This window comes from Variovorax sp. Root411, assembly GCF_001425205.1.
Classification (GTDB): domain Bacteria; phylum Pseudomonadota; class Gammaproteobacteria; order Burkholderiales; family Burkholderiaceae_C; genus Variovorax.
Genome location: NZ_LMDW01000018.1, coordinates 44,309 through 55,550, shown reverse-complemented (window position 1 = coordinate 55,550; position 11,242 = coordinate 44,309). Strand labels below are relative to the sequence as shown.

At 67.3% G+C, this 11,242-nt stretch carries 10 protein-coding genes; 3 read left to right on the top strand and 7 right to left on the bottom strand.

Going from position 1 to position 11,242, the window contains the following annotated elements:
• Positions 1–141: 141 nt before the first annotated feature.
• Genes ASC92_RS22190 through ASC92_RS22170 form a run of 5 tightly spaced genes read right to left on the bottom strand, consistent with a single transcriptional unit; the run spans position 142 to position 5,883 of the window.
• Positions 142–1,182 (bottom strand): branched-chain amino acid ABC transporter permease, encoded by a 1,041-nt coding sequence (locus ASC92_RS22190; protein ID WP_056520102.1) that lies wholly within the window; start codon positions 1,180–1,182, stop codon positions 142–144.
• Between the two features lie 27 nt (positions 1,183–1,209).
• Complete coding sequence (locus ASC92_RS22185; protein ID WP_056520100.1) at positions 1,210–2,349, bottom strand: ABC transporter substrate-binding protein; 1,140 nt, start codon at positions 2,347–2,349, stop codon at positions 1,210–1,212.
• Between the two features lie 43 nt (positions 2,350–2,392).
• Positions 2,393–3,178 (bottom strand): SDR family NAD(P)-dependent oxidoreductase, encoded by a 786-nt coding sequence (locus ASC92_RS22180; protein ID WP_056520098.1) that lies wholly within the window; start codon positions 3,176–3,178, stop codon positions 2,393–2,395.
• 22 nt (positions 3,179–3,200) lie between these two features.
• On the bottom strand, positions 3,201–5,069 hold the full coding sequence (locus tag ASC92_RS22175; protein ID WP_056520096.1) for a feruloyl-CoA synthase: 1,869 nt from the start codon (positions 5,067–5,069) through the stop codon (positions 3,201–3,203).
• Positions 5,070–5,097: 28 nt separating this feature from the next.
• Positions 5,098–5,883 carry a crotonase/enoyl-CoA hydratase family protein gene (locus tag ASC92_RS22170; RefSeq protein ID WP_056520094.1) on the bottom strand — a complete coding sequence of 262 codons (786 nt, stop codon included), beginning with the start codon at positions 5,881–5,883 and terminating at the stop codon, positions 5,098–5,100.
• Between the two features lie 157 nt (positions 5,884–6,040).
• On the opposite strand from ASC92_RS22170, the gene ASC92_RS22165 reads away from it, so the two are divergent.
• Genes ASC92_RS22165 through ASC92_RS22155 form a run of 3 tightly spaced genes read left to right on the top strand, consistent with a single transcriptional unit; the run spans position 6,041 to position 10,118 of the window.
• Positions 6,041–7,252 carry a thiolase family protein gene (locus ASC92_RS22165; protein WP_056520091.1) on the top strand — a complete coding sequence of 404 codons (1,212 nt, stop codon included), beginning with the start codon at positions 6,041–6,043 and terminating at the stop codon, positions 7,250–7,252.
• Positions 7,253–7,255: 3 nt separating this feature from the next.
• Entirely contained in the window at positions 7,256–8,503 is a 1,248-nt protein-coding gene (locus tag ASC92_RS22160) for a thiolase family protein (RefSeq protein ID WP_056520088.1), read from the top strand.
• Positions 8,504–8,546: 43 nt separating this feature from the next.
• Entirely contained in the window at positions 8,547–10,118 is a 1,572-nt protein-coding gene (locus ASC92_RS22155) for an acyl CoA:acetate/3-ketoacid CoA transferase (protein WP_056520085.1), read from the top strand.
• Between the two features lie 64 nt (positions 10,119–10,182).
• Here the strand turns inward: ASC92_RS22155 and ASC92_RS22150 are convergent, their stop codons facing one another.
• Positions 10,183–10,683, bottom strand: coding sequence for a MarR family winged helix-turn-helix transcriptional regulator (locus ASC92_RS22150; RefSeq protein ID WP_056520082.1), 501 nt, complete (start codon positions 10,681–10,683; stop codon positions 10,183–10,185).
• A gap of 76 nt (positions 10,684–10,759) precedes the next feature.
• Positions 10,760–11,227 carry a MarR family winged helix-turn-helix transcriptional regulator gene (locus ASC92_RS22145; RefSeq protein WP_056520079.1) on the bottom strand — a complete coding sequence of 156 codons (468 nt, stop codon included), beginning with the start codon at positions 11,225–11,227 and terminating at the stop codon, positions 10,760–10,762.
• Positions 11,228–11,242: the final 15 nt, after the last annotated feature.

Below are 11,242 nucleotides of genomic sequence, written 5' to 3'. Positions count from 1 at the left end.
TCTGAACGATCACGACGGCGGGGTGCCTTGCGCAGCGAAATAAAGGAGGAGCGAAGCGGGGGACATTCGCGGAGCAAGGCACCCCGTCGGCGTGAGCGCGCCCCGAATGCCCCACAGAGCGAAAAAAAGAACGGGCGTTCATCAATGCTCCTCATCCGAATGCCCGCTGCGCAACGAGCGCCACAGCAGCACCGGCAGGATGATGGTGAACACGATCACTTCCTTGAACGAACTCGCCCAGAAAGACCCGAAGGCCTCGATCACGCCCACTGCCAGCGCACCGAGCAGTGCACCCGGGTAGCTTGCAAGCCCGCCAACCACGGCAGCCACGAAGCCCTTCAGGCCGATGAGAAAACCGGAGTCGTAGAACACGGTGGTGGTCGGCCCGATCAGCAGGCCCGAGAGCGCACCGATGAGTGCCGTCATCGCGAAAGTGAGCTGCCCCGCCGCCTGGGTGGAAATGCCCATGAGCCGCGCACCCAGCCGATTCACGGCCGTTGCCCGCAGCGCCTTGCCATACAGGCTGCGCTCGAACATCAGGTACAGCAGCACGATCAGCGCGGCCGACATGGCAAAGATGATCAGTGCCTGCCCGCTCACGTTCAGCGGGCCCAGCGCCATCCGCTCGTCCCAGAACGGCGGGTTGCGAAAGCCCTCCGCGCCGAAGAACAACAGCCCCAGCCCCGTCATCGCGAAGTGCACGCCGACCGAGACGATCAGCAGCACCAGCGAACTTGCCCCCGCCAGCGATTGGTACGCCACCCGGTACACCAGCGGCCCGAAGGCCGTGACGATGAACACCGTGAGCAGCGCCTGCACGCCGATCGGCAGGTTGCGCGGGCCGGCCCACGCCGACACCGCGCAGATGATGGCCGGCAGGGCGAAGGTACGCGCTGCCGCCTTCAGCCCGCCCGCCGCGCTGCCGCTGTGGCGCCAGGTCGTGACCAGGTCCATCAGCGCGGCAACGCCCGCCAGTATGAGCAGCAGCCACACCGTGCCCGGCGTCTTGCCGGTCTGGAAGATCGCCAGCGTCAGCGCGCCGTACGCCACGAATTCGCCCTGCGGGATGAAGATGACGCGGGTCACCGTGAAGACAAGCACGATGCCCATGCCCAGCAGGGCATAGATCGCGCCGTTGGTGAGGCCGTCCAGCGTCAGGATGCCGGCGATTGATAAGTCCATGGCGTGAGGCTGCGATTGAAGAGAAGATTACTGCTCGACCTTGAACGCGCCGTTCACCACCTTGAGCATCACGCCGGTCTCGGTCGTGTAGCCCCAGTGGTCCTGCGCCGTCCAGTTGAGTACGCCGTGCGCGAGCACCGTGCGGCCCATGTTCTCGAGTGCATCGCGCAGCGCGGCACGGAATTCCGGCGTGCCGGGCTTGGCCTTCTTGAGTGCAACAGGTACGGCCTTCTCGAGCACCGTGAGCGCGTCGGCCGAATGGCCGGCGAACTGGTTGCGCGAGCCGGGGCCATAGACCTTCTCATAGCCCTGCACGAAGGCGACCGCGGCCGCCTTCGACGGATGGCTGTCGGGCAGCTGCTCGGCCACGGTGGCGGGGCCGGACACCACGAAGGTGCCTTCGGCGTCCTTGCCGGCGGTGCGCATCAGGTCTTGCGTGGCGGCGGCATGCGTCTGGTAGACCTTGCCCTTGTAGCCGCGCTCCATCACCGCCTTTTGCGGCATGCCTGCGCCGCTGCCCGAGGCGACGATCAGGATCGCATCCGGGTTGGCCGACGTGAGCTTCAGCACCTGGCCGGTCACGCTGGTGTCGGAGCGCGCGAAGCGCTCGGTCGCAACGATCTTGATGCCGTTCTTGGCGCCCTCGGCGGTCAGCGCCTTGAGCCACAGTTCGCCATACGCGTCGGTGTAGCCGAGGAAGCCGACCGTCTTCACGTTCTGCTTCTTCATGTGCGCGACCACCGCATAGGCCATCACGTCGTTCGACTGCGGCATGCGGAAGAACCACTTGTCCTTGCCCGGCGGCAGGCTGGCGGGCGAGGTCGCGATTTGGGGCGTGCCGGCTTCGGCGGTCACGTCGGCCATCGGAATGGCGACCGGCGTGGCGCTGGAGCCGATGATCACGTCGGCCTTGTCTTCCGTCACCAGGCGCTGCGCATCCTTCACGCCGGTGGTCGGATCGGTGGCGTCGTCGAGCACGACCACCTTGAGCGTCTCGCCCGCGATGGCCTTGGGCCAGATCATGATGCCGTTCTTCACCGGAATGCCCAGGCCGGAGGCCGGGCCGGTGAGGGGCTGCACCACGCCGATGGTGATGTCGGCATGGGCCATGCCCATGGCCATGAGCGCCAGCACGGCGGCGAGGGTGGTCTTTTTCTTGAATGTCATCGATGTCTCCTGAAGGAAGCGGGATGGAAGCGGGTTTGAAGAGTCAGCGCGGCGCCATGCGCAGTGCACCGTCGAGGCGGATCACTTCGCCGTTGAGGTGCCCGTTGGTGACGATATGGCAGGCCAGCTCGGCGAACTCCGAGGGCTTTCCCAGGCGTGGCGGGAACGGGATCGACGCGGCCAGCGACTGCTGCACGGCTTCGGGCAGTTCGTTCATGAGCGGCGTGGCGAACAGGCCGGGCGCCACGGTGCACACGCGAATGCCGTGCTGGGCCAGATCGCGCGCCATGGGCAGCGTCATGCCCACGAGCCCGCCCTTCGATGCGCTGTAGGCCTGCTGGCCCACTTGGCCGTCGAACGCGGCGGCCGAGGCGGTGAACATCATCACGCCGCGTTCGCCGTTGTCCAGCGCGGGCAGCTTGGCGCAGGCGGCTGCGAACAGGCGGCTCACGTTGTAGCTGCCGATCAGGTTGATGGTGACCACGCGCGTGAAGTCTTCCAGCGGCGCGGCGCTGCCGTCGCGCTGCACGATGCGTTTGGCGCTGCCGATGCCGGCCACGTTCATGAGGATGCGCGCGGGGCCATGGGCGGCGGCAGCCTTGTCCAGTGCGGCGGTCACGCTGGCGGCGTCGGTGATGTCGCAGGCGCACGCCACGGCGCAGCCGTTGCCAAATTCTTTGCCGATCTCGGCGGCGATCTTCTCGGCCTGCTCGGCGTTGCGGTCGAGCACGGCCACCTTCGCGCCCAGGCGCGCCAGTTCGCGGGCGGTGGCTTCGCCGAGGCCGGAGGCGCCGCCGGTCACGATGGCGGCTTGTCCCTGGATGTGCATGATGGATTCCTTCCGGTGAGATTCAGTGTTGGGGAACGATGGTGAAAGGCAGGCTGCCGCCGTGCAGGGCGTCCACCAGCTGGGCGCGGTGCTGGAGCACGGCGCGCTGGTTGATGGAGCCCTTGTCGGTGATCTCGCCCTTGTCGAGCGATGGCGGCTCGGCCATCAGGTGGGCACGCGCCACGCGGGTGGCGCTGCCGGTGGATTCGGCCGCCAGCTTGTCGAACACCTGCTGGAAGTGCTGCTGCACCGGCGCGCTTTCCAGCACCTCCTGCAGGCTCGCGCCGTCGGGCAGGCCGCCGAGCGCGCGCACGGCGGGTGTGGGCACCAGCAGTGCGCCGATCTCCTTCAGGTTGATGCCGGTGAGGACGGCGTCCTGCACGTAAGGCGCGCAGGCCGCGATGATCCTGGCGCGCATGGGGCCCACGCTCACGAAGGTGCCGGTGCTGAGCTTGAAATCCTCGGCAATGCGGCCGTCGAACTTCAAGCCCTTGTGGAGGTCGTTCTCGTCGATCCACTTCACGGCATCGCCCGAGCAGTAGAAGCCCTCTTCGTCGAAAGCCTCGCGCGTGGCCTCGGGGTTGCGCCAGTAGCCGGGCGTGATGTTGGGGCCGCGGTAGCGCACCTCGACCTTGCCGTCTACCGGCACAAGCTTGAGTTCGAGCCCCGGCGTGGGCACGCCGATGTCGCCGGCCTGCACGTTCGGGCTGTTCACGGCCACGCAGAAGGGACAGCCCTCGGTCATGCCCAGGCCCGTGTTCATCACGATGCGCTCGCCCACCTCGCGCTCGGCGCTTTCGAACAGCGAATCCCAGATGGGCTGAGAGAGCGCGGCGGCGGCAAAGAAGAACATCTTCACGCGGCTGAGCAGGTTCTTGCGCAGCTGCTCGTCGGTCTTCATAGTGTGCGCGATCACCTCGAACCCGGTGGGCACGTTGAAGTACACCGTGGGCGCGATCTCGCGCAGGTTGCGGATGGTCTCGGCCATGCCCTTGGGCGTGGGCTTGCCCTCGTCCAGATACAGCGTGCCGCCGTTGTAGATGACGATGCCGAAGTTGTGGTTGCCGCCGAACGTGTGGTTCCACGGCAGCCAGTCCACCAGCACCAGCGGCTCCTCGGCCAGCACGGGCATGGACTGGTTCATCTGCTGCAGGTTGGCGGCCCACATGCCATGCGTGACGATCACGGCCTTGGGCAGCTTGGTGGAGCCCGAGGTGAACATGAACTTGGCGATGCTGTCGGCGGTGATGGCGTCGTGCGCCGCATCCACGGCGGGCGTGGCGGGCGTCGCCAGCAGGTCGCTGAACGGCACCGTGCCGCGGCCCTCGATGCCGCCGCTGCCCAGCACCACCTGCACGTCGGCGGGCACGGTGGCTTGGATGGCGCGTTCGAACCGCGCGGCGTCGCTGGCAAACACCAGGCCCGGCGTCAGCGTATCCAGCACGTGGCGCAGCTTGTCGTAGTCCTGGCTGATGGTGGAGTACGCGGTGGACACCGTGCACTGCGGCACGCCGGCCACCAGGCAGCCCAGCGACAGCAGGGCATGGTCCAGGTCGTTCTCGCTCAGGATGGCGACGGGTCGCTCGGCGCTCAGGTGCATGTCGAGTAGCGCCTGCGCGATGTTGCGCGCAGCCTGCCAAGCCTGGCCGTAGCTGACGTGGCGCCAGTCGCCCAGGCTGCCATCGGCATTCTTCACGCGCTGGGCCATCCACGTGCGCTCGGGCGCCACCTGCGCCCAGTGCGCCAGCCGGTCGGTGAGGCGCACGGGGTGCGGCTGCAGGGCCTGCGCGGCTTCGACATAGACCACGCCGTTGCCCGCAGCGCGGGTGCGCACTTCGGTGACCCCGAAACGCAGGGGGCGGTAGCGGGGGGTGGAGGGGTTTGCAGTCATCAGGGGCTTTCCGTGCGCGCGATGTGCCTCAGTCCTTCTTGACCTTGGCCGCCTTGCCGTCGAGGAAGGCGCGCACGCGGGCCTTGGCCTCGGGTGCGCTCTGTGCGATGGCGGCCATCATGGCTTCGGTCATCAGGCCCTGGTCGGACGGCTGCTCGGCAATGCGGGGCAGCGCGTGCATCAGCGCGTAATTGGTCAGCGGAGCGTTCTGGGCGATGCGCTGGGCCAGCTCGAAGGCCTTGTCGAACGCGGTGCCGGTGGGCACGAGGTACTGCGCAAAGCCGACCTTCTCGCCGTCCACGGCGTTGTAGACGCGGCCGGTCATCATCATGTCGGTCATGCGGGCCGTGCCGATCAGGCGCGGAATGCGCACCGCGCCGCCGCCGCCCACGAAGATGCCGCGCGAGCCTTCGGGCAGTGCGTAGAACGTCGATTCGTCGGCCACGCGGATGTGGCAGGCGCTGGCAAGTTCCAGCCCGCCACCCACCACGGCACCGTGCAGCGCGGCCACCACGGGCACGGGGCCGAACTGCACGCGATCAAGCGCCGCATGCCACATGCGCGAGTGGTGCAGGCCCTGGCCGGCATCGCGCTCCTTGAGTTCGCTGAGGTCCAGCCCCGAGCAGAAATGCTCGCCCTGGCCGTCGATCACGGCCGCGCCCACGGTGGCAGGCAGGGTGTCCATCACATCGCGCAGCGCGAGGATCAGGCCGTCGTTCAAGGCGTTGCGCTTGGCGGGGCGGGTGAGGCGGATGACCGCGATTTCCTCGCGTTCGCCGCGGATTTCCAGGGAGATGTCGGTGGACTGGGTCATGGTGATGTCTGTAAGTTGACGAAATTATGATTATTGAAAATAACTAAAACAAGGTGAGAGCCGGGCTCTTTTCTAGGTGCTTTCCCTAGCCTCTTCCAGCAAGCCATATGGTTATAGTAAATAACTAAATGCAGCCCTCAGGAACAAGGAAACCGCCGTGAACGCCTTCATCCCCTACGGTATCTACTGGTCGTCGCCCTTTGCCAAGTGGCAGGGCTCCCTGGCCAACCTCAATGCGCTGCCGCTGGCCGCCAAGGTGGGCCAGCAGGCACTGGCGGCGCGCGGCTACGACCTCGCGGCGGTGGACCTGGCCATCCTGGGCATCACCAATCCGCAAAAGGGCAGCTTCTACGGCCTGCCGTGGGTCACGGGCCTCATGGGCATCGACCGCGTGGCCGGCCCCACCGTGCAGCAGGCCTGCGCCACCAGCGTGCGCGCGCTGCAGATGGCCGCGCAGGAGGTGGCGTGCGGCACCGCCAGCAGCGCGCTGCTGGTGATGGCGGACCGGCAGTCCAACGGCCCGGTCGTGTACTACCCCGACTCCAGCGGCACCGGCGGCTACGGCATCACCGAGCACTGGGTGCCCGACAACATGGCGCACGACCCCTACGCCAAGAACGCGATGCTGCAGACCGGCGAGAACGTGGCCGCGCGCTATGGCATCAGTACCGAAGAGCAGCACGCGCTGAAGCTGCATCGCTACATCCAGTACCAGCAGGCGCTGGCCGACGATCGCGCGTTCCAGAAGCGCTACATGGCCGACGTGCCGCTGAGCGATTCAAAGTTCCGCAAGCAGACCGGCACGCTCGCCACCGACGAAGGCATCTTCCCGACCACCGCCGAGGGCCTGGCCAGGCTCAAGCCCGTGAAGGAAGGAGGCACCGTGACCTTCGGCGGGCAGACCCATCCGGCCGACGGCAACGCTGGCGCCATCGTCACCACGCGCGACCGTGCGCGCGCGGCCTCCATCGACCCCGGCATCGAGATCGAGATCCTCGGCTTCGGCATGGCGCGTGTGGAGGCCGGCTACATGCCCATGGCGCCAGTGCCCGCCACCTTCAATGCCCTGAAGCACGCGGGCCTCGCCGTGAAGGACGTGGACGCCATCAAGACCCACAACCCGTTCGCCGTGAACGACATCGCCCTGGCGCGTGACACGGGCTTCGCGTGGGAGCGCATGAACAACTTCGGCAGTTCCATCATCTGGGGCCACCCGCAGGCGCCCACCGGCATGCGCGCCATCATCGAACTCATCGAAGAACTGGTGCTGCGCGGCGGCGGCGTGGGCCTGTTCACCGGCTGCGCCGCGGGCGACACCGGCTATGCCACCGTGCTGCGCGTGACCGACAGCAAAACCCAGAAAGTTTGATCCATGACAACCGAACATTCCTTCTCCGCTCCCCTGAACGCCTGGCTGATCGACGGCGTGCGCACGCCGATGGTCGACTACTGTGGGCCCCTGGGCCATGTGTCGCCCACCGACATGGGCATCAAGGTCGCCCGTGCGGCTCTGGAGCGCAGCGGCGTGCCCGCCGCCGACGTGAACTCGGTCATCACGGGATCGATGGCGCAGGCCGATTTCGACGCCTTCGTGCTGCCGCGCCACATCGGCCTGTACGCGGGCGTGCCGCAGAGCGTGCCGGCCATCCTGGTGCAGCGCATCTGCGGCACGGGGTTCGAGCTGTTGCGCCAGGCCGCCGACCAGATCGCGCTGGGCTATGCCGACGTGGCGCTGGTGGTGGGCACCGAGTCCATGACGCGCAACCCCATTGCCGCCTACACGCACCGCACCGGCTTCAAGCTGGGCGCCCCGGTGGAGTTCAAGGACTTCCTGATGGAAGCGCTGATCGACACCGCGGGCCCGGTCACGATGATCGAGACCGCCGAGAACCTGGCGAAGAAATACGGCATCACCCGCGAAGACGTGGATGCCTATGCCGCCCGCTCGTTCGAGCGAGCGCTCCAGGCCCAGGCCGATGGCTTCCTGGCCGGCGAGATCGTGCCGGTGGCGAGCGAGAAATTCGCACTCGAAGGCTATGCCACGCGCGGCATCACGCTGCCTCGCAAGGTGGCGCAGCTCGACCGCGACACTCACCCGCGCCCCTCGCCCATCGAGGCCCTGGCGGGCTTGCGCACCGTGTACCCGGGTGGCGTGCAGACGGCTGGCAACAGCTCGGCCCTGGTCGATGGCGCCGTGGGTGCCGTGGTGGCCAGCGATGCGTATGTTCAGCAGCGCGGCTTGAAGCCCCTGGCGCGCCTGCGCGGTGCGGCGGCGGTGGGCGTGGCGCCCGAATACATGGGCATCGGCCCGGCCCCCGCCATCCGCGCGCTGCTGGCGCGCACCGGGCTCACGCTGGACGACATCGGCCTGTTTGAAATCAACGAAGCCCAGGGCGCGCAGACCATCGCCGTGGAGCGCGAACTGGGCCTCGACCGCGACAAGCTCAACGTCAACGGCGGCGCCATCGCGCTGGGCCACCCGTTGGCCGCCACCGGCCTGCGCCTCACGGTGACGCTGGCGCGCGAGCTGCGCCGGCGCGGCCTGCGCTACGGCATTTCCAGCGCCTGCGTGGGCGGCGGGCAGGGCATGGCGCTCCTCATCGAAAACCCCGAGGCCTGAGAGCCCCGGAACCCGCACACCCGATACCCGGAACACACACACCATGAAAATCATCACCGCCGCCCAAGCCGGGGCCCTCATTCCCGACGATGCCACCATCTTCCTGGGCGGCCTGGCCGTCTCCAGCCTGCCCGAGGAAGTGCTCAAGGGCGTGGAAAAGAACTTCCTCGACACGGGCCACCCGCGCAACGTGACGACCTGGGCCTGCGGTGCCATCGGCAACAGCAAGGACGCGGGCATGGTGCATTTCGCCCACCCCGGCATGATCAAGCGCACCGTGGCGGGCCACTTCGGCCAGACCGGCGCCGAGATGATGAAGATGGTGTTCGACGGCGAGGTGGAGGCCTACAACTTCCCGCAGGGCAGCCTCTCGCACCTCACGCGCCATATCGCCAGCCGCAGCCCCGGGCTGCTGACCAAGGTGGGCCTGGGCACCTTCGTGGACCCGCGCATCGAAGGCGGCAAGCTCAACAGCAAGTCCACCGAAGATCTGGTGAAGCTCGTGGAGTTCAACGGCGAGGAATGGCTGTTCTACCCCTCGCCCAAGGTCGACGTCGCCATCATCCGCGGCACGCTGGCCGATGAGAACGGCAACATCACGCTCGACAAGGAAGGCGTGCTGCTCGAGCAGATCAGCATTGCCCACGCGGCCAAGGCCAGCGGCGGCATCGTCATTGCGCAGGTGGAGCGCATCGTCAAGGCCGGCAGCCTGCACCCCAAGTCGGTGAAGGTGCCGGGCGTGTCGGTCGACTACGTGGTGGTCAGCCAGCCCGAGAACCACATGCAGACCATCACCACGCAGTTCAGCCCGGCGCTGTGCGGCGACGTGCGCGTGCCGCTCAATTCGCTGGAGCCGATGGCGCTGGACGAGCGCAAGGTCATTGCCCGCCGCACGGCGCTGGAGCTGACCCCCGGCGCCATCACCAACCTGGGCATCGGCATTCCGGCCGGCGTGCCTTCGGTGGCGGCGGAAGAGGGCGTGTCCGACCAGTTCATCCTGAGTGTGGAAAGCGGCATCACCGGTGGCATCCCGGCGCAGCTCGGAGACTTTGGCACCGCCTACAACGCCGACGCCATCATCGAGCAGTCGCTGCAGTTCGACTTCTACGACGGCGGCGGCCTGGACGCGAGCTTCCTGGGCTTGGCCCAGGTAGACAACCACGGCAACGTGAACGTGAGCAAGTTCAACGGCCGCCCCGTGGGTTGCGGCGGCTTCGTAAACATCACGTGCGCCACGAAGAATCTGGTGTTCTGCGGCACTTTCACCGCCGGCGGCCTGCAGGTGAAGGTGGCCGACGGCCAGCTCGCCATCGTCAAGGAAGGCAAGTCGCGCAAGTTCATCGAGAAGGTGGAGCAGATCACCTTCAACGGGCTGGATGCCGCACGGCGCCAGCAGAACGTGCTGTTCGTCACCGAACGCGCGGTGTTCGATCTGACCACCGACGGGCTGGAGCTGATCGAGATCGCGCCGGGCATCGACCTGGAGCGCGACGTGCTGGCGCACATGGGGTTCAGGCCGATCATGCGCGATGTGAAGACGATGGACCCGGGGCTGTTCCGCGCGCAGTGGGGTGGCCTGGCGCAGGCCATGGCCGAGAAGTCGCGCGTCGAGTGAAGTACCTCCGATAGCGCTCGCGTCGTCTTCGGCCCTGCGCTCCGGCGCAGCGCCAGGGGGAACTTCATCCCCGCGAATACACCTTCTGCAGCAGCCGGATCAGCGTCTTGCGCTCGGCGGCCGTCAGGCGCCCGGTGGCGTCCATCTCCAGGTCCGCGGCGGTCTGCTCGGCCTGCGCGGTCAGATCCATCCCTGCCGGCGTGAGGTGCAGGCCCAGGGCGCGTCCGTCGCTCGGGTGCGGGCGGCGTTCGATCAACCCACGCCGCTCCAGCGCGGCGATCAGTCCCACCAGGTTGGGCGGCAGCACATCGAGCGTGGCGCACAGCTGGCGCGAGGTGATGCCGGGGTTGTGCGCCATCAGCGACAGTACCGAGAAATCCACCACCTTCAGGCCGTATACCGCCATGCGCTCCATGAACACCTCGATGACGGCCAGGGAGGCGCGGCGCGCGTTGTAGCCCACGAGCGTGCGAAGGAAGGCGGTGTCCACGGACCCGGTCGGGGGCGTCGGTGTGGCCGGGACCGTGGGGGCCGTCTTTTTCTTGATGGGTTGGACGCTGGGCATGGGGTGATTGTGCCGAGGCGACGCAACAGTGGGCTTGCGAAGCCGCAGAGGCGCTCGTGGAACGCAGCCGCCCGCATTACGCGCGCATCGGCGCGCGGCTCTTCTCGTTGTTGACGGTGACGAATTTCCTGAGCAACGCCATGAAATCTCCGCGCTCCTTCTCGCTCAGCGAGCCCAGGAGGGCATCTTGCATCTGTGCCATCGCGGGCACCATCTCTGCGAGCAAGTCCTCGCCGGCGGTCGTGAGGCGCAACTCGCGCTGTCCACGCGCCAGCATCTTGCGGGTGATCAATCCCTTCGTTTCCAACCGCGCAGCGATGTCGGCAGTGCTGGAGGTATCGAGGGCCACCTGCTGGGCCAGGGTGATCTGGTCGATGCCCGGCTTGTCCTGCAAGACGCGCATCGCGGCATATTGCACCGGCGTGACGTCGCGGCCCAGCGTCTCGTGAAATACCGACACTGCGATCTGATGGGCGCGCCGGATGAGGTGACCCGGCTGGTCGTTGATGTCGATCGCGACGGTATCGGACTTGCTGAGGGACATGATGGAGAATACAGA

What these genes read in the sequence shown, in the direction of transcription:
- ASC92_RS22180 (WP_056520098.1), bottom strand. Translation starts at nt 3,178, where the DNA reads ATGCACATCCAGGGACAAGCCGCCATCGTGACCGGCGGCGCCTCCGGC.
- ASC92_RS22190 (WP_056520102.1), bottom strand. Translation starts at nt 1,182, where the DNA reads ATGGACTTATCAATCGCCGGCATCCTGACGCTGGACGGCCTCACCAAC.
- ASC92_RS22155 (WP_056520085.1), top strand. Translation starts at nt 8,547, where the DNA reads ATGAAAATCATCACCGCCGCCCAAGCCGGGGCCCTCATTCCCGACGAT.
- ASC92_RS22145 (WP_056520079.1), bottom strand. Translation starts at nt 11,227, where the DNA reads ATGTCCCTCAGCAAGTCCGATACCGTCGCGATCGACATCAACGACCAG.
- ASC92_RS22150 (WP_056520082.1), bottom strand. Translation starts at nt 10,683, where the DNA reads ATGCCCAGCGTCCAACCCATCAAGAAAAAGACGGCCCCCACGGTCCCG.
- ASC92_RS22175 (WP_056520096.1), bottom strand. Translation starts at nt 5,069, where the DNA reads ATGACTGCAAACCCCTCCACCCCCCGCTACCGCCCCCTGCGTTTCGGG.
- ASC92_RS22170 (WP_056520094.1), bottom strand. Translation starts at nt 5,883, where the DNA reads ATGACCCAGTCCACCGACATCTCCCTGGAAATCCGCGGCGAACGCGAG.
- ASC92_RS22160 (WP_056520088.1), top strand. Translation starts at nt 7,256, where the DNA reads ATGACAACCGAACATTCCTTCTCCGCTCCCCTGAACGCCTGGCTGATC.
- ASC92_RS22185 (WP_056520100.1), bottom strand. Translation starts at nt 2,349, where the DNA reads ATGACATTCAAGAAAAAGACCACCCTCGCCGCCGTGCTGGCGCTCATG.